Source organism: uncultured Porticoccus sp. (assembly GCF_963975625.1).
Taxonomy (GTDB): domain Bacteria; phylum Pseudomonadota; class Gammaproteobacteria; order Pseudomonadales; family Porticoccaceae; genus Porticoccus.
Genome location: NZ_CAXBHS010000001.1, coordinates 406,033 through 424,919, shown reverse-complemented (window position 1 = coordinate 424,919; position 18,887 = coordinate 406,033). Strand labels below are relative to the sequence as shown.

Below are 18,887 nucleotides of genomic sequence, written 5' to 3'. Positions count from 1 at the left end.
GGGATAACCCGACCAGGCAGGCTAAGATTCACCGACCCAAATTTACTGCTGCCAGAATAATATTATGTACCTGATCCTGAAAAACACTCACATCACACTCGCCTTACTCAGTCTTACGCTGTTTACTGTACGGGCTGTCTGGTCGGTCAACAACTGCAACAGACCTGGGCCAAAATCGTACCGCACATTATCGATACTCTGCTGCTGGCCTCCGCGTTATATCTGATGGTTGCCAGCCACCAGTATCCGTTTGCCGACAACTGGTTAACCGCCAAGCTGATCGCTTTGGTTGCCTATATTGGAACGGGAACTTATGCTATCAAACGGGGCCGAACGGCAGGCACCCGGTTACTATTCAGCCTGATATCGGTGGCGATTTTCTGTTACATCCTTGCGGTGGCAACGACGCATTCACCGTCTTTATAAACGCTCAAATGCCAGCGCCGAGGCTTTGCAGCACCCTGTCCATCAAGCTTTCGGCAGGGTAACCCCGCGTTGCCCCTGGTATTTCCCCCCCCGGTCTGCATAAGAGATTTCACAGACTTCATCGGATTCAAAAAACAGCATCTGTGCGACACCTTCATTGGCATAAATCTTTGCCGGCAGGCTGGTGGTGTTGGAAAACTCCAGCGTCACGTGACCCTCCCACTCCGGTTCCAGCGGGGTGACATTGACGATAATGCCGCAGCGGGCATAAGTGGATTTACCGAGACAGATGGTCAGTACATTGCGTGGTATACGGAAGTATTCGATCGTGCTGGCCAGAGCGAAGGAGTTGGGCGGGATAATGCAGTAATCCCCCTTCACATCCACAAAAGCATCGGAGTCGAAATTCTTTGGATCGACTGTTTTGGAGTGGATATTGGTGAAAATCTTGAAATTGTCGGCACAGCGCACATCGTACCCATAGCTCGACACCCCGTAGGAAATTACTTTCTGGCCGTTGGGATCGGGCTGTCGTACCTGGGCCCCCTGAAACGGCTCAATCATGCCGTGTTCTCTGGACATACGGGTAATCCACTTGTCGGATTTGATGCTCATACTGTGATGCTCTCAAGTAAAGTGACGGGGGCCCTGAATGGGCTTACAAACAACCACCTCAAAATTCGCTGCTGCATGCCCGGTATGCCCGAAAGTGGGCCATGATACCGGTTTGAATCAACCGGTCAAAGTCCTAAAAAGGGCGATCTTGAACCGGTTACTCAATCGTGATTTGCGGGCCACCAGAACTGTCAATCTCTGCCAGAAGCACTGCGATACGCGCGGCAATCTCAACATAACGTTGTGCAACCGAGCCTTCCGGCTCCGCAACCACAGAGGGTCTGCCGCCATCCACCTGCTCCCGAATCAGCCGGTCCAGCGGCAGGGAACCCAGCACCTCAGTGTGGTATTGCGCTGCAACCCGCTGACCACCGCCTTCACCAAAGACCGGCTCTTCATGACCGCACTGGCTGCAACGATGCATTGCCATATTTTCCACAATACCCAATACCGGAATCTTTACCTTGCCGAACATTTCAATCGCCTTGCGGGCATCCAGTAACGCAATATCCTGCGGTGTGGTGACTATCACCGCACCCGCCATACGGGCCTTCTGGGCCAGGGTCAGCTGAATATCGCCGGTCCCCGGCGGCATATCCACCACCAGATAGTCCAGTGCACCCCAACGGGTCTGGTTGAGCATCTGCATCAAGGCGCCGGTTGCCATTGGTCCACGCCAGACCATGGGTGTCTGCTCGGTGACCAAGTAACCCATGGACATAGATACAATACCGTGGGCCGGCACCGGCAAAAAGTATTTTTCTTCCTCTACCTGAGGCCGGGTGCCGTCGGGCAAACCCAGCATCATCGGCACACTGGGGCCATAAATATCCGCATCCAGAATACCGACTTTGGCACCGTTGGCAGCCAATGCCAGTGCCAGATTCACCGCCGTGGTGGATTTGCCGACACCACCTTTACCGGACGCCACACCGATAATATGTTTGATCTCTGCCAAACCGTCCTGAATGGTTACATCAGCCATACGAAATCCCCCTTGACAACGGATGAAAAAACGGGACAAAACCGTTATAGTTGCGCCCCTTTACCAGCATTCGATGACAACCGCTTTTGACCGCGTCGATTCCCAACGCCAACCACAGCAGCTCCCAACATGACTGAACGCCGAAAAATTCTTGTTACCAGTGCCCTGCCCTATGCCAATGGTTCAATCCATCTGGGGCATCTGGTGGAATACATTCAGACAGATATCTGGGTTCGTTTCCAGAAAATGCGCGGCCATGAATGTTACTACGTCTGCGCCGATGATGCGCACGGCACCGCCATCATGCTCAAGGCAGAACAACTCGGCATCAGCTCCGAAGAACTGATCGACCAGGTCCGGACAGAACACCAGCAGGATTTTGCAGCATTTCTGATCGACTTTGATAACTACCACTCCACCCACTCTGTGGAGAACCGCGAGCTGTCATCACTGATCTATTCCCGCCTGCGGGACAACGGTCATATTGCCACACGGGAAATCACCCAGGCCTATGATCCGGAAAAACATCTGTTTTTGGCAGATCGCTATATCAAGGGCACCTGCCCAAAGTGCAAAACTGACGACCAGTACGGCGATAACTGCGAAGCCTGCGGAGCCACCTATGCGCCAACGGACTTGATCAATCCGGTGTCGGTCATCTCTGGTGCGACGCCCATAGAGAAAGCTTCCACGCACTTTTTTTTCAAGCTGCCGGAATTCAGTGACTTTCTCAAGACCTGGACCCGCGCCGGTCACGTACAGGAAGAGGTGGCCAACAAGCTCGGGGAATGGCTGGAGGGTGGTCTGCACGAGTGGGATATCAGTCGCGATGCGCCCTATTTCGGCTTTGAAATCCCCGATGCGCCAGGCAAATATTTCTATGTCTGGCTGGATGCGCCGATCGGCTACATGGCCAGTTTCAGGAATCTCTGTGAACGCGAAGGTATCGATTTCGATACCTTCTGGGGCGAACAGGCCGAAAGCGAGTTGTATCACTTTATCGGCAAGGACATTGTCAATTTTCACGCCCTGTTCTGGCCGGCCATGCTCAGCAGTGCCGGTTTTCGCACCCCCACAGCTGTTTGCGTACACGGCTTTCTGACGGTGAACGGCAAGAAAATGTCGAAATCCCGTGGCACTTTCATCAATGCCCGCAGCTATCTGGACAATCTCAACCCGGAATACCTGCGCTATTATTTTGCTGCCAAGCTCTCCTCCGGCGTGGATGATCTGGATCTGAACCTGGACGATTTTATCCAGCGGGTCAACAGCGATCTGGTGGGCAAGGTTATCAATATCGCCAGTCGTTGCGCCAAATTTGTCAGCAAGGGTAACGACGGCATGTTGGCGGCCAGCATTGCGGATAAAGCCCTGTGGCAACGGGTTTCGGCAGCTGCCGACAGCATAGCCGACTACTATGAGCAACGGGAATTCGGCAGAGCGATCCGCGAAATTATGTCCCTTGCCGATGCAGCCAACGAATATATTGCCGCGAAAGCACCCTGGCAACTGGCGAAAGAAGAAGGCCGCGAACAAGAGGTTCAGGACATCTGCTCCCTCGGTATCAACCTGTTCCGCGCCCTGATGATTTACCTGAAGCCAGTGCTGCCCGCGATGGCCGCAGATGCGGAAGCATTCCTTAATAGCCCGTTGGACTGGCCCGCTAAAATTGAACCGCTGCTGAACCACCGCATCGACAATTTCAAACCGTTGATGCAACGGGTAGATCCGGACAGAGTGAACGCCATGCTGGAGGCCAGCAAAGAAATACTGGCGGAAACGACTGCAGCACCGCTCTCCGGTCCACTGATGGAAGAGCCGCTGGCGGCGGAAATCGGTTTTGAGGATTTTATCAAGGTCGACCTGCGTGTAGCGCGCATTGTGGCAGCAAATGCCGTGGAGGGAGCCGACAAGCTGTTGCAACTGACACTGGATATCGGCGGCGAAACCCGCACGGTATTTTCCGGAATCAAGGCCGCCTATCAGCCAGAAGACCTGGAGGGCAGGTTGACTGTGCTGGTAGCCAATCTGGCACCGCGCAAAATGCGTTTTGGTCTGTCGGAAGGTATGGTGCTGGCGGCCGGAGACAAACAGAGCATTTATTTGTTGTCTCCCGACAGCGGCGCACAACCCGGGCAGCGGATCGTCTGATACCCTGGGGTCTGTTCGAATTAACCGCCGACAGCGACGTCGCCATATCACTAAACGCTATGCCTTATGGCCAAATAAACTAAACAGCTCATGTTTTATGCTTATTAGTCAGTAGCACAGGCCGCTATAATGGCTGGCGTATACATTATTTCCCTTTGCATACGAGACAGGACGAAATGCAGGAATTTGCCGTCATTCTGATCAGCGCCATCCTGGTGAACAACTTTGTTCTGGTCCAGTTTCTGGGCCTGTGCCCTTTCATGGGGGTCTCCAACAAGCTGGAGACCGCCATCGGTATGGCTGGGGCCACCACTTTCGTGCTGACGCTCGCCGCCATGTCCAGCTACCTGGTGAATACCTGGATTCTTCAGCCGCTGGGCCTGACCTACCTGAAAACAATTTCCTTTATTCTCGTTATCGCAGTGGTCGTGCAGTTCACAAAAATGTTTATCGAAAAAACCAGCCCACTGCTGTACCGAGTGCTGGGAGTATTTCTACCGCTGATCACCACCAATTGTGCCGTGCTCGGGGTGGCGCTGCAGAATACTGCGAAGGCCCACAATCTGTTCCAGTCCACACTGTATGGATTTGGTGCCGCCATCGGCTTTTCGCTGGTATTGATCCTGTTTTCCGCCATGCGAGAAAGGCTGGCGGTGGCCGATGTGCCGACCCCGTTTCGCGGAGCCGCCATCGGCATGATTACCGCCGGCTTGATGTCACTGGCCTTCATGGGCTTTAGTGGGTTGGTATAGGGGTTCTGTGTGATTGAGTTGATATTGCAAAACCCTCTGATCGCCGCACTGGTTGCACTGGTGGGGCTAGCACTGGTATTTGGTGCCGTGCTGGGCTTTGCCGCCATTAAATTCCGCATTGAAGGCGACCCCATCGTCCAACAGATTGACGAACTGTTACCCCAGACCCAGTGCGGCCAATGTGGCTATCCCGGCTGCAGACCCTATGCCCAGGCTATCGCCAATGGCGATGCGATCAACAAATGTCCTCCCGGCGGCCAAAGCACCATCAATTCGCTGGCCACTTTATTGGGCGTCGAAGCCCCCTCGCTCGATGCCGAGCATGGCGAGGAAAATGATGTCAAAACCGTGGCGTATATCCGCGAGGACGAATGCATTGGCTGCACCAAGTGTATCCAGGCCTGCCCGGTGGATGCCATTCTCGGCGCAGCCAAGATGATGCACACGGTGATCGCCAGCGAGTGCACCGGTTGCGACCTGTGTGTAGAACCCTGCCCGGTGGACTGCATTGATATGATCCCGGTACCCCAGGGGTTGTCTGACTGGACATGGGATATGCCTCCGCCCGCAGAGGAACAGATTAAAGCTCAGAGACACCCTGCCGAGATCATCGCCACGGACCGGGGAGACAAGGCGGCATGAGAAAGGTCTGGGATCTGATCGGCGGCGTCCACCCTCCGGAAAACAAGCACCAGTCGGTACAGCTACCGATTGATGTTCTCCCCTTGCCGGAAAAACTGGTCATCCCGCTCAACCAGCATATCGGCGCGCCCGCCAAACTGCTGGTGGCCACCGGAGACCGTGTTCTCAAAGGACAGGAGCTCGCAGAACCCAGCGGACTCGTCAGTGTCGGTGTTCACGCCCCCACATCGGGCACCATCAGCGATATCAGTGAGTACCCGATCCCCCACCCCTCGGGGATGGCGGCCCGCTGCGTCACGTTGATCCCCGACGGGAAGGAACAGTGGATTGACCATGTCGGCATCGATACGACGTACACCTTTCAGGACTACAGCCCGGCCAAATTACTGGAAATGATCCGCCACGCCGGCATTGCTGGTCTCGGTGGTGCCGGTTTTCCATCGGCAGTCAAACTGACTCCACGCAAAACCATTAGCACCCTGATTATCAACGGATCGGAGTGCGAACCCTATATCACTGCCGACGACATGCTGATGCGCGAGCGGGCGGAAGCCATTGTGGAGGGCATCCAGATCCTCAGCTATATCCTGGGCGGACCGGAAGAAGTCCTGATCGGCATTGAGGACAACAAACCGGAGGCGCGCGCGGCACTGGAGCCCTTTGTCCGGGACACCCACATTCAGCTGGTCAGTTTTCCCACTCGCTACCCCTCCGGTGGCGAGAAACAGCTCATTCAGATTCTCACTGGCCGCGAAGTCCCCAGCGGTGGACTACCCGCCGACATAGGCATTGTCTGCCAGAATGTGGGCACGGCTTTCGCGGTACAAAAAGCAATTTATCTCGGCGAGCCGCTGATTTCGCGAATTACAACGGTCACCGGACGAGCCTGCTCAACCAACCGGAACTATGAGGTGTTGATCGGAACACCTATCACGCACCTACTGGCCCATAACGGTTTTGATGAAAACAACTGTTCCAGACTGATCATGGGTGGTCCGATGATGGGTTTCACTCTCACAGACCCGGACATACCTGTCATCAAAACCACAAATTGCATCCTCGCCGCGTCGTGGGAAGAAGCCCCGCCCCCACCACCGGCCCAGCCCTGCATTCGCTGTGGCATGTGTGCGGAAGCCTGTCCCGCCAGCCTACTTCCTCAGCAGCTATTCTGGTATGCCCAGTCCCACAACCACGAGCGGCTGGAAGCCCACAACCTGTTCGACTGCATTGAATGTGGCGCCTGCTCCTATGTCTGCCCGAGCAATATCCCTCTGGTGCAGTATTACCGCGCCTCAAAAGGTGAAATTCGCAAACAGGCACAGGAAAAAATCAAATCCGATCGGGCCAGAGCGCGATTCGAGTTCCAGAAAGCCCGCAAGGAACAGGAAGAAATGGCCAAAGCCGCCAAGCGGGAAGCCCGTAAACAGGCAGCTGAGCAGGCCAAGGCCATGACTGCCGGGCGCAGCGACAAGCCCCAGGAAAGCGAAGACATTGTCAAGACCGCCATGGCACGTGCAGCCGAGCATCAGGCCTCTCCCGCAGAGCAGCAGGCCAGACTGGAGCGCGGCATTGCCCGCGCAGAAAGTCATTTACATTCAGTTGAGAAACGGCTGGAGACCATCCGCAAGGAAGGCACGGAGCAGCAACAGGAACAGGCCCTGGCGGCCGTCGAAGATGCCCGGCGACGACTCGAGGACGCCCGCAGCAAACGGGCACAGCTCGACAATACTGCAGGGGCATCGGATACCGATAAAGTAATGGAACGGCTACAGGCCAGCCCCAGAGATACGCTGGAAAAGAAAATTGCCAGCTGCAAGGAACGGATTGCGGTCACTCGGCAGAAGATTATCGACAGCGATGATGAGACGCTGAAGGCTGCCCTGACAAGCGGTCTTGAGAAGCAACAGGCCAAACTGGCCGACGCACAGCAGGCACTGGCGGCACTCCCGGACAATACGCCCGACACGCCCGTCAACCAGGAAACTACCGATGCGGCGGCTAACGCGATTGCACGGGCCCAGGCCCGCGCAGCGGCCACCCGCGATCTCCCGGCAGAGGAACAGCTCCGTCAGACAGTGGTGGCTCTGGAGGGACGCATTGAGAAAGCCAAAGCAAAACTGGACGAGGCACGAGCCGGCGAGTCAGAGCACGTCAATGCCCTGCAGGCTGGCCTGGAGAAATTACAGAACAAGCTACTGGACGCACAACAGCAACTGAACACCGTCACTGCCCAGCCATCGACTGCCGATGACGACACCGCTGATGCCGCTTCATCGGCCATAGCCCGCGCACAGGCACGGGTAGCCGAACTGGCCAGCATGTCCGAGGAGGACAAACTGCGCGAAACTGTCGCCTCCCTGAAAAGCAGGCTGGAGAAAGCCCGTATCAAACTGAGGGACGCGGAAGCAGAACGCTCCGAGCATGTGGACAGCCTGCGTACAGCCGCTGAAAAGCTGCAGGTCAGACTGACCGAAGCCGAGCAACAGCTCGCCGAATATCACCCTTGACCGGATCCCGCTATGGCGTTGCTTAAAATCACATCACCCCATGCGCACACGGCCCAGAGTACGGCTTCGGTGATGCGGCTGGTACTGCTCGCGACCATTCCCGGTCTGATCGCACTGACCCTGTTTTTCGGCTGGGGCTCACTGATCAACATTCTGCTGGCTGGCTCCGTAGCCGTACTCTGCGAAGCTGCGGTGATGCGTCTTCGCAAGCGCCCGGTGATGTTTTATCTGGGCGACAACAGTGCACTGGTCACCGCCGTTCTGCTGGGACTGGCCCTACCGCCCCTGACACCCTGGTGGGTGGTCGTTGTCGGCACCAGCTTCGCTATCCTGATCGCCAAACACCTCTACGGTGGACTGGGCTATAACCCGTTTAACCCCGCCATGGTGGGCTACGTGGTGCTGCTGATTTCCTTTCCCGTGCAGATGACCGCATGGCCGGCACCACTACCGCTGTATGCAGAGGGCGTCTCTCCGCCAGGGTTTCTGGCCTCATTACAAATCGTCCTTGGACTGCCCGGCGCTGGAACGGTGGACGCCTTTACCGCTGCAACGCCACTGGACACCCTCCGGCAAAACAGCGGTCTGCTGATCGCCCAACTGTACGAGCAGGACCCTCTGTTCAGTCTCGCCCGCTGGGCCGGGGCCGGCTGGGAATGGGTCAATCTGGGCTTTTTACTGGGGGGTTGTTTTTTACTGTATCGCCGGGTGTTTACCTGGCACGGCCCGGTTGCCATGCTGGCCAGTCTCAGTCTCTGTGCAGCGCTGTTTTATGACGGCGGCAGCTCTGCCAGTCACGGCTCACCCCTCATGCACCTGCTCTCTGGGGGCACCATGCTGGGCGCTTTCTTTATTCTGACTGACCCGGTCAGTTCCGCCACCAGTAACCGTGGTCGGCTGATTTTCGGTGCGCTTATCGGGGTACTGATATTCATTATTCGCAGTTGGGGCAGCTATCCGGACGCCGTAGCTTTCGCGGTGCTATTAATGAATTTTGCCGCACCTCTAATTGATAATTACACGCTGCCCCGGACCTATGGCCACAAAAAATCCCGCCGGGCTACGGAGAAAAAGGAATGAGCATGGCTTCACTGGTCAGGTCCATCAGTTTCAACAGCCTGCTGTTGGGCCTGTTTGCCCTGATTACTGCAACACTGCTATCCGTCACCTACCTCGGGACGGAAGAACCCATCGCCGAGGCCAAGCGGGAGGTAGCCAAGCGTGCCCTACTGGAAATCGTCCCGCTGGACAGACACACCAACAATTTGCTGGTGGATACCGTAGCCATCCCCGCCGAATTCTGGCCAATGCTCGGGGTCGAAGAGGGCCTAGCCAACATCGCCCGCAAGGGCGATGATCCGGTCGCCGTCATACTGCCCTCGGTGGCCAAGGATGGCTACAGCGGTGATATTCAGATGATTATCGGTATCAATATGGATGGTACAGTGGCGGGGGTTCGAGTGATTTCACACCGGGAAACACCCGGCCTGGGGGATAAGGTCGACCTGAACAAGAGTAACTGGATTCTGGGCTTCAACGGCAAATCACTTCGCAACCCGCCCCCTGACAAATGGAAAGTGAAAAAAGACGGCGGAAATTTCGACCAGTTCACCGGCGCCACCATCACTCCCCGAGCCGTGGTTAATCAGGTGCGCAAGTCTCTGCAATATTTTAAGGAAAACCGGGAGCAACTGCTGAAAGCCGCTCAACGGCCAGTTTCGAACCCACTACCAGCGAAAGAGGATGCCAAAAATGGCGGATGAAACCAGCTATCGCGACATTACCCGCAATGGCCTGTGGACAAACAATGCTGCACTGGTTCAATTACTTGGCCTTTGCCCCTTACTGGCCGTAACAGGCTCAGTGGTGAATGCCCTGGGCTTGGGTCTTGCCACCATGCTGGTACTGGTAGGCTCAAATATTGTCGTGTCAATGATTCGCCACCGGGTTTCCGAAGCGGTCAAGATTCCGGCTTTTGTCATGATTATTGCCACATTTACCACCTGCACGGAATTGCTGATGCAGGCATTCACCTATGAACTGTATGTCATCTTGGGTATTTTTATCCCGTTGATTGTCACCAACTGTGCCATCCTGGGACGCGCCGAGGCATTTGCCAGCAAGAATCCTGTGGGGGCCTCCGCGCTGGATGGACTGATGATGGGTGCCGGTTTCGGACTGGTGCTTCTTGCAATCGGGGCTATCAGGGAAATCCTGGGCAGTGGCACGCTGTTTGCCAACATGCACCTGCTGTTCGGCCCCATAGCGGAAAATTGGGCTCTGCAATTATTTGGCAATGGTTACGGGTTTCTGGTGATCATTTTGCCTCCCGGCGCTTTTCTGGTGGCCGGTATGCTGATCGCCCTGAAAAATGTCATCGACGGTCGTATTGAGCGACGCAGGATGATGCGCCAGTTACCAGTCACCAAAGGCGCCAAACGGGTGAGAACTACCGGTGCAATCAGCTGAGGTTGTTTGCCAAAACCGGATGACAGGGAACAACGCCACACTACCACGTTGACTCGGGCCCGCGCGTCTCATAGCATCAAGCCGTATGCAGTTCAGGATATCTGGGGAGACGAATGAAAAAGACCGGCGCCTGGCTCACTCGATACGCACTTGAACAGATCGGGGTCACGCATACCTTCGGGATACCCGGTTTTCACAATACGGCTATTTATACTGAACTCCAACAGTCCGACACCATCACCCCCTCCCTGGTGACCCACGAGGCCTCAGCTGCTTTTATGGCCGATGCCATCAGCCGTACAACCAGGTCGATTGGCACACTGCTGGTTATCCCCGGTGCCGGCGTCACCCATGCGGCAAGCGGGATTGGAGAAGCGTTTCTCGGCGGCATTCCAATGCTGGTGATTGCCGGGGGTATTGATTACCAGACCAGTCACCGTTTTCAGCGACAGGATATCGACCACCGTGCCCTATTGGCGCCGATCACCAAAGCAACCTATCTGGTAGAACACCTCTCGGACATTGTGCCCACCATTTTTGAGGCCTACCGCACCGCAATAGAAGGGGAGCCCGGCCCGGTATTTGTGGAAATTCCGATTAATCTGCAAACCCACAGCATCGATAACGACGGGTCCCTGCCCGTTTTCGATGGGCATCGCATCACCCCCCCACTGGATATGGCCGCCATCGAGCTGGCCGCCGGGATGTTGGCAAAGGCTGAACATCCGGGAATCTTGATTGGCTGGGGTGCTCGCGAAGCAAGTGAGTCAATACAGGGACTGGCAACCCACCTGAATGCCCCGGTTGCGACTACCCTGCAAGGGCTGAGCGTATTTCCCGCCAGACACCCCCTGCATACCGGCATGGGCTTTGGCCCCGCTGCTGTACCCGCGGCACAACACGCCTTTGCAAACTGTGACTGTCTGTTGGCAATCGCTACCCGTTTTTCGGAAATACCCACCGGCAACTACGGTCTCAACATGCCGGAGGCCTTGATCCATGTGGATATCAACCCGGCGGTATTCAATGCCAATTACCCGGCGGAGCTGACTCTGCTTGGCGATGCGGCCGACGTGGCTGCAGCACTGACAGAGGCCATCAAAAAACATGTGCTGACTTCAGCCCCTGACAACACATTGCTCACAAAAATCGCTACCGACAAGCGGAACTATCTGGCTGACTGGCAGAAACAATCCGGCAAGCGGGTCAATCCGGCCCGCTTTTTTACCGCACTGAGACAGCACATGCCAGATGATGCACTGGTGGCCTGCGACGATGGCAACCACATGTTTCTGGCTGCAGAGCTGTTGCCGATCCATCATCCCGGGGGCTTTATCTGTCCCGGCGATTTCAATGCCATGGGGTATGGTGTGCCCGCAGCCAACGCACTGAAAATGGCCCATCCCCAGTGCACAGTCATTGGCCTGGTGGGTGACGCCGCGATGATGATGACGGGAATGGAAGCCCTCACCGCCAGCAAGTATCAGCTCGGTGTCATTTACTGCCTGTTCAACGATGGAGAGATATCTGGCGAGATCCGACAACTCCCCGGCCAGGTAACACAGATGATCAAGCTCGGTGAAGCGGACTGGGTATCTTTTGCCCATGCTATCGGTTGTGAATATGTGGCCATTGAAGACAACGACGACATTGAATCGGCCCTGGATACGGCCTTTTCTCTGGCGACAGAAAACAGGCCGGTGATGATAGACATCCTCATTGATTACAGCCGACAAAGTGCCTTCAGTGAAGGCATCCGGGCAACCCGCCCAAAGCACTTTGCCTATCCATCGAAGGCCAGAATGTTTGCCCGCGCCCTGAAAGAAAAAATTATTGGCTGAGAGACAACAGAGGCACAAACCCGACAGGACAAGACGCTTAAACTGTTCATCAAAGCCTGCTAGGCTCGGTTTTCCAATAAAATAAGCACCCGACTATGAACCCGACTCTGTGGCTCGGCCAGTTTCGCCTGTTAGCTATCCTTGCCGGCCCCCTGCTGGGCATACTGGTGTTTACAATAGTCCCCGATCAGGCTCTCTCCCTGGATGACAGCCCGATTGTGCTCGGCACGGCGGGCAGAGCCACTGCCGGTCTGGCCGCCTGGATGGCAGTCTGGTGGCTAACGGAAGCCATCCCTATCTATGCGACAGCACTTTTGCCACTCGCCCTGCTGCCTTTGGTCGGGGCCAGTGATATCAATGCCACCGCAAAAGCCTATGCCCACCCGATGATTTTCCTGTTTCTGGGAGGATTTATCCTGGCATTGGCACTGGAGCGATGGCATTTACACCGCCGCTTTGCCTTTACAATATTGCGGCTGGTGGGGACCAAACCGGCAACTCTGGTCGGCGGGTTCATGTTTGTCTCTGCCGCCATGAGCATGTGGATCACCAATACAGCCACCGTACTGGTAATGTTGCCGATGCTGCTCAGCATTATCCAGCTGCTGGACAAACGTGCGCCCAACCGTGAAAACTTCAGTCTCTGCCTGCTTTTGGGAGTGGCCTATGCTGCTTCGATCGGCGGTGTAGGGACCATTATCGGCACAGTGCCAAATATGTTCACCGTCTCGTTTATCCAGAGAGAGCTCGGTATTGAAATCAGTTTTACCCGCTGGCTCAGCATCGGCCTACCTATGGTAGTGATCTTTGTGCCACTTACCTGGTGGCTGTTGACCCACTGTATATACCCACCGGGCAAAACGCCCATCGATAGCAAATTTCTCCACGAACCCACAGAGCCATGGACCCTTGGCGCAAAATTAACCCTTGTTATTTTTCTGCTGACGGCTTTGGGCTGGGTTGCCCGGCCACTGCTGACAAAACTGCCCTGGCTAGGTGGACTCAGTGATACCGGCGTGGCCATCATCGCTACCCTGTTATTATTCACCATTCCGGTAAACCTGAAAGAGCGTGAATTTTTAATGGACTGGGATACGGCAATGCGTGTGCCCTGGGGGGTACTGTTACTGTTCGGTGGCGGGCTGGCACTGGCGGGGGCCATCGGTAGCACAGGTGTAGGGGAGTTACTGGCGCTGCAGCTGGCAGGCGCTCAAGGATTGTCATCGCTGGTGGTGACGCTTCTGGTGGTCATTCTGGTTATTTTCCTGACCGAACTCACCAGCAACACAGCCACCACCACGACACTGATACCCATCTTTGCGGCCATGGCGATCGGACTGGGCATTGATCCGCTGACTATCATTATCCCCGCCACCATTGCCGCCAGTTTTGCCTTTATGCTGCCAGTGGCCACACCACCGAATGCCATTGTGTTCAGCGCCAATATTATCCGTATTCCACAAATGGCCAGAGCCGGATTCTGGCTCAATATTTGCGGTGCACTGGTCATTACGCTGACCCTGCACCTGACATTGAAAAGCGGCTTGATTGGCTAGCCCAAAACAAGGAGTTCCAATGCATATCTGGGTCGATGCCGATGCCTGCCCAAACCCCATTAAGGAAATTCTGTTTCGGGCAGCGCAGCGCTGCCAGGTTCCTTTGACACTGGTTGCGAATCACCTGGTGAAAGTTCCCCCATCACCACTGATCAAAGCACGACAGGTAGAGAGCGGGTTTGATGTGGCCGACAACTATATCGCTCAACAGGTTCTGCCCGGCGATATCGTTGTCACTGGAGATATCCCTCTGGCTGCGGAAGCTGTTGAGAAAGGCGCACAGGTGATCGGGCCACGCGGCGAACACTTTACCCCGGCCAATATCCGCCAGCGATTGGCCATGCGCAACCTCATGGAAGAACTGCGCAATACGGGTGAGGTCAAAGGCGGCCCCGGCAGCCTCGGTCATAGCGAGCGCCAGCAGTTTGCCAATGTACTGGACAGACTGCTGGAAGCGAGGCCAAAATAGTTCCTCTCCATATGTCTGAGAGGGGAAAATTCTTTATCCCTCATAGCGATACGCGTATACTTACGCCCCTATTTTCATCCGGCCCACGGCCATACAGGCGTATTTATGTCTTCCCCCGACTTTGCATCACTGGGCATCTCCAAACCAGTGCTTCAGGCTGTTCAGGAACTCGGTTATGAACAGCCTTCTCCCATTCAGGCCCAGAGTATCCCTATCCTGCTGGAAGGTGCCAACCTGCTCGGTATCGCACAAACTGGCACCGGTAAAACCGCAGCTTTTGCCCTGCCGCTACTGAGCCGACTGGATAGCAGCCAGTCAGCACCACAGATTCTGGTACTGGCCCCTACCAGGGAACTGGCCATTCAGGTTGCCGAGGCTTTCCAGACCTACGCGCGCCACCTGAAGAGCTTCCATGTGTTACCCATTTACGGTGGCCAGGACATGCGCGGACAACTGCGGGGATTACAGCGTGGCGTCCAGGTGATTGTCGGCACGCCGGGACGCATCCTGGATCACTTGCGCCGTCGCAGTCTGGATCTGAGCAAACTCCGCGCACTGGTGCTGGACGAAGCAGACGAAATGTTGCGCATGGGCTTTATTGACGACGTAGAAACCATTCTGGCGGAAACCCCTTCCACCTGTCAGCGCGCACTGTTTTCGGCCACCATGCCCCCGGCTATTCGCCGTGTGGTGAAGAAATACCTCGGCGATGCCAGGGAAGTCAGTATCGCCGCCAAAACCCGTACCGTGGAACGAATCAGCCAACGCTATCTGATGGTACAGGGCCGCCATAAACTGGATGCCCTCACCCGGATTCTGGAAGTGGAAGAATTTGATGGCATGCTGATTTTTGTGCGCACTAAATCCACCACCGTCGAACTCGCTGAAAAACTGGAAGCGAGGGGGTTCTCCGCCGCCGCCTTGAACGGTGATTTAAGTCAGGCCCTGCGCGAGCGCACCGTCAATCGACTGAAGAAAGGTGACGTGGATATCGTCGTTGCCACCGATGTGGCAGCGCGGGGTCTGGATGTTGATCGCATCAGCCATGTGGTCAACTACGACATTCCCTACGACAATGAATCCTATGTGCACCGGATTGGTCGCACCGGTCGCGCCGGTCGCGAGGGTTGCGCAATCCTGTTTGTCGCCCCCAAAGAACGGCATCTGCTGCGCGCCATTGAGAAATCAACGGGTCAGCAGGTGACGTCAATGGAGCTGCCCACCGGCGAACAGGTGAGCACCCAGCGGGTTCAGCAGTTCCAGGAGCATATTCTGCGCAATCTCGATACCCAGGATCTCGACCGTTTTCGTGAGTTGCTGGAAGGAATGGCGCACGACCGTGAACTGTCCATGTCTGATATCGCTGCGGCTATGGCATGGCAACTGCAGCAGGAACGTCCACTCTTTCCAAAACTGGCGTCAATTGAAGTGGCCAGCCACGAAAAATCCATTGGTCGCGACAAAAGATCTGATGCTTTACCCCGTGACCGCAGCCAGAAACGCAAGGAAAGACCCACCGACAAACGCAAGCAACGCGACGAGTTCGGCGAATTTGAGATGACCACATACCGCATGGAAGTGGGCAAGAACCACGGGGTCACCCCCGGCGATATCGTCGGCGCCATTGCCAACGAAGCCGACATTGAAAGCCGTTATATCGGACAAATCAAACTGTATGACGACCACAGTACAGTTGACCTACCCGAAGGCATGCCACCTGAGCTGCTCAATCACCTGAAGAACAAGGTCAGGGTTTGCCAACAACCGATGAAACTGAGTCCACTCGGAGGGGAAGGTGGTCATAGACCACCGCCATCGAAAGGAAAGCTGTCACTGAAAACCAAACCTGGCGGCAAACCACGGGCCAGGAAACCGGAAGCCGCCCAAAAACGAAGCGGCTCGCGATCGGCGAAAAAGTAATTTTTTAGAGGACAATCGGGCTAAAAAAACCGGGCTGGAAAGCCCGGTTTTTTGTGCTGGAAATGTTTCCCGATTTATACACCGGGATCAGTCAACCAACAACGTCGATTTCACGACGGCAATACGTCGCGAGACAATATGCAATGCCGACCTAGGCGGAAACGCCGTCATAGGGGTACATCACAACATTTGTCACTTTCCAGCTCTTATCGTCCTGCTGACGAAGGGTATAAATAATCTGCCATAGCTGGCGGTTGGGGTCAGTGACAATCAACTCCTGGTAAACACGGCCCTCCGAGAGGGTATTCCTGCCAAACAGATAGGCTGCAGGCCGGTAGAGCGGCATATACTGACTGCGGACCATCTCGATAAACATCTGGACCGACGGGAATGCATGCCTGACATTCGGCGCAGCAAAAGAGTAGGCAGTATTGTAATCATCGGTTTTGAAAGCCGAGATCTGACCATCAATCACCTGTTGCACTGCCTGCTGATCGGACTCGCTCAACAGGTTTTCCTTGGCCGCGACAGCAGGGGAGAGGAACAGAGCCATAAAGATAGCAATGATGACAGAACTGCAGAAAATCAGGTGGAAACGTTGAATTGCCATAGCGGTTTCTCTGGTCGCTTGAACAGGCCAAATACGGTACGCCGTTATTGGCACATAACTCAGAGGTTAGAACCCGGGATGGGCAATCAGTTCCAAAACGTTGTCTTCCTCAACCTGGATGGGGAAGACAACGTTTTGTCGAGTCCTGGACGGGCCTACAGCAACAACCGGCGTATATCGGCGATCACGTCAACGAGGCAGGTAAAGAAACGGCCACAATCGGCACCATTCACAATACGGTGGTCATAGGAAACACTCAGCGGCAACATCAGCTTCGGCTGAAACTCTGCTCCATCCCAGACCGGTTTGATCTGGGATTTCGAAACACCGAGGATGGCCGCCTCGGGTGCATTCACAATCGGTGTAAAACCATTGCCACCGATGGCACCCAAACTGGAGATCGTGAAACAGCCGCCCTGCATCTCAGCGGCTGACAGTTTGCCTTCGCGGGCTTTGACTGCCATTTCATTGACTTCATCGGTCAGCTCCCAGAGTCCCTTGCGATCCACGTCGCGAATCACCGGCACGACCAGCCCCCGGGGGGTATCAACCGCCACACCGATATGAATATATTTTTTCTCGACAAAATGTTCGCCATCACTGGCGAGAGAGCGATTGAACGAGGTATTGACCGCCAGGGCATGGCCACAGGCCTTGAGCAGAAATGGCAGCAGGGTAAGCCGGGAATTCCTTTTCTCGGCCTCAGCCTTGAGTGCATGGCGAAAGGCTTCAAGCTCCGTAATATCGGCCTCATCAAATTGCGTAACGTGGGGTACGTTGAGCCAACTGCGCTGCATGTTTGCAGCCGTCAGCTTGTGAATTTTCTGCAACGGCACCATCTCAATTTCACCAAATCTGGCGAAATCCACCGTGGGTATGGGAGGAATTCCCGCGCCTGTTGCACCGGAGACAGCAGCATTTTCTGACTTTGCCACCGCATTTTTGACATATTCGTGCAGATCTTCCTTGAGAATACGATTGCGCGGTCCAGAACCGGAAACCTTACGCAAATCAACACCCAGCTCTCGGGCCAGTGCCCGCGAGGCGGGGCCAGCATAAACCTCGGCTGCTGCGACATCCTCTATTGTCGATGCTGCATCCGGTTTGGAGGGTTCCTCACTGGCCACAGGCGCTTCTGCCACGTCCGGTTTTTTACCGGAAGAAGAAATATCGGTTTCAGAGGAGTCAGATTCGGAACCGACCTTTTTTTCTGAAGGACTGGACGCGCTGTCCGCGCCTGTCTTTTTATCAGGCTCTGCTGTCTTATCGGTGGTGCCGGGTTGATCTGAATCCGGCATTATTTTCATGCGGGCAATCTTGTCTCCAGTGGCGATTTTGTCACCCACTTTGACCGCTACACTGATTAATTCCCCGGCAAAGGGTGCCGGCAATTCCATGCTGGCCTTATCCGTTTCCACCACCAGGATGCCATCGCCTTCGGCCAGCTGGTCTCCTGAGTCTGCCATAACTTCGATGACTTCAACCGCATCGGTACCGCCAATATCTGGTACCAGCACATCTTCTTCAACGGCCGGGCTTTTAGCCTCAGAGGGCTCGGCCTGGTTGTCAGGCTTTTCTGCAGCTTCAGACTCGGAGTCTTCTTCCTCTGCACTCTCAGGGGTCTCATCCTTATCTTCTGGCTGTGGAGCGTCGTCCCGCTCTCTCGAAGCGGCTGACTCTTCTGCTGAATCCGTTTCATCCGCCGTTTTCTCGATTTCGAGGATGGGGGACCCTTCACTGACTTTGTCTCCCTCCTTCACCAACAGCTTTTTGACCTGGCCCGCTTGAGGGCTCGGTACATCCATGGTGGCTTTATCGGACTCCAATACGATGAGGGATTGCTCCAGTGCCACGGTATCACCCACCGCAACACATAGCTCAATGACGTCGACCGTATCAGCGCCACCGAGATCAGGTACCAGAATTGTTTCAGAAGTCACAGTT

At 55.4% G+C, this 18,887-nt stretch carries 15 protein-coding genes; 11 read left to right on the top strand and 4 right to left on the bottom strand.

All coding sequences use genetic code 11. From position 1 onward, the window contains the following. Positions 1–468: 468 nt before the first annotated feature. Both dcd and apbC read right to left on the bottom strand, forming a co-directional pair. Complete coding sequence (dcd, locus tag AACZ64_RS01990) at positions 469–1,041, bottom strand: dCTP deaminase (protein WP_272981128.1); 573 nt, start codon at positions 1,039–1,041, stop codon at positions 469–471. A 157-nt stretch (positions 1,042–1,198) separates the two neighbouring features. Beyond that, the gene (gene apbC, locus AACZ64_RS01985) at positions 1,199–2,026 is read right to left on the bottom strand and encodes an iron-sulfur cluster carrier protein ApbC (RefSeq protein ID WP_293613713.1); all 828 of its coding nucleotides are present in this window, start codon (positions 2,024–2,026) and stop codon (positions 1,199–1,201) included. A 129-nt stretch (positions 2,027–2,155) separates the two neighbouring features. Between apbC and metG the strand changes: the two genes are divergently transcribed. From metG to AACZ64_RS01930, 11 genes are all read left to right on the top strand, one after another. Then, positions 2,156–4,177 (top strand): methionine--tRNA ligase, encoded by a 2,022-nt coding sequence (gene metG, locus AACZ64_RS01980; RefSeq protein ID WP_339639635.1) that lies wholly within the window; start codon positions 2,156–2,158, stop codon positions 4,175–4,177. Positions 4,178–4,353: 176 nt separating this feature from the next. Further along, positions 4,354–4,929, top strand: a complete 576-nt coding sequence (gene rsxA / locus AACZ64_RS01975) for an electron transport complex subunit RsxA (RefSeq protein WP_036860913.1) — start codon at positions 4,354–4,356, stop codon at positions 4,927–4,929. Between the two features lie 9 nt (positions 4,930–4,938). Beyond that, positions 4,939–5,571 carry an electron transport complex subunit RsxB gene (gene rsxB / locus AACZ64_RS01970; RefSeq protein WP_339639634.1) on the top strand — a complete coding sequence of 211 codons (633 nt, stop codon included), beginning with the start codon at positions 4,939–4,941 and terminating at the stop codon, positions 5,569–5,571. Next, positions 5,568–8,078 (top strand): electron transport complex subunit RsxC, encoded by a 2,511-nt coding sequence (gene rsxC, locus AACZ64_RS01965; RefSeq protein WP_339639633.1) that lies wholly within the window; start codon positions 5,568–5,570, stop codon positions 8,076–8,078. Before rsxB ends, rsxC begins: the two co-directional genes overlap by 4 nt. A 12-nt stretch (positions 8,079–8,090) precedes the next feature. Beyond that, positions 8,091–9,158 (top strand): electron transport complex subunit RsxD, encoded by a 1,068-nt coding sequence (gene rsxD, locus AACZ64_RS01960; protein ID WP_293613709.1) that lies wholly within the window; start codon positions 8,091–8,093, stop codon positions 9,156–9,158. Beyond that, a complete protein-coding gene (gene rsxG / locus AACZ64_RS01955) occupies positions 9,155–9,841 on the top strand; it encodes an electron transport complex subunit RsxG (RefSeq protein ID WP_339639632.1) in 687 nt (228 codons plus the stop codon). Before rsxD ends, rsxG begins: the two co-directional genes overlap by 4 nt. Next, entirely contained in the window at positions 9,831–10,547 is a 717-nt protein-coding gene (locus AACZ64_RS01950; RefSeq protein WP_036860917.1) for an electron transport complex subunit E, read from the top strand. The genes rsxG and AACZ64_RS01950 overlap by 11 nt, the downstream gene beginning before the upstream one ends. 113 nt (positions 10,548–10,660) lie before the next feature. Next, positions 10,661–12,388 (top strand): thiamine pyrophosphate-binding protein, encoded by a 1,728-nt coding sequence (locus AACZ64_RS01945; protein ID WP_293613706.1) that lies wholly within the window; start codon positions 10,661–10,663, stop codon positions 12,386–12,388. Between the two features lie 95 nt (positions 12,389–12,483). Then, entirely contained in the window at positions 12,484–13,944 is a 1,461-nt protein-coding gene (locus AACZ64_RS01940; RefSeq protein WP_293613705.1) for a DASS family sodium-coupled anion symporter, read from the top strand. 19 nt (positions 13,945–13,963) lie between these two features. Further along, positions 13,964–14,413 carry a YaiI/YqxD family protein gene (locus AACZ64_RS01935; RefSeq protein ID WP_293613704.1) on the top strand — a complete coding sequence of 150 codons (450 nt, stop codon included), beginning with the start codon at positions 13,964–13,966 and terminating at the stop codon, positions 14,411–14,413. Positions 14,414–14,518: 105 nt separating this feature from the next. Then, a complete protein-coding gene (locus AACZ64_RS01930; protein ID WP_293613703.1) occupies positions 14,519–16,333 on the top strand; it encodes a DEAD/DEAH box helicase in 1,815 nt (604 codons plus the stop codon). A 151-nt stretch (positions 16,334–16,484) separates the two neighbouring features. Here AACZ64_RS01930 and AACZ64_RS01925 read toward each other — a convergent pair whose 3' ends face one another. Both AACZ64_RS01925 and aceF read right to left on the bottom strand, forming a co-directional pair. Then, on the bottom strand, positions 16,485–16,943 hold the full coding sequence (locus AACZ64_RS01925; RefSeq protein ID WP_293613702.1) for a DUF4864 domain-containing protein: 459 nt from the start codon (positions 16,941–16,943) through the stop codon (positions 16,485–16,487). 155 nt (positions 16,944–17,098) lie between these two features. After that, on the bottom strand, positions 17,099–18,883 hold the full coding sequence (gene aceF / locus AACZ64_RS01920) for a dihydrolipoyllysine-residue acetyltransferase (protein WP_293613701.1): 1,785 nt from the start codon (positions 18,881–18,883) through the stop codon (positions 17,099–17,101). Between the last annotated feature and the right edge of the window lie 4 nt (positions 18,884–18,887).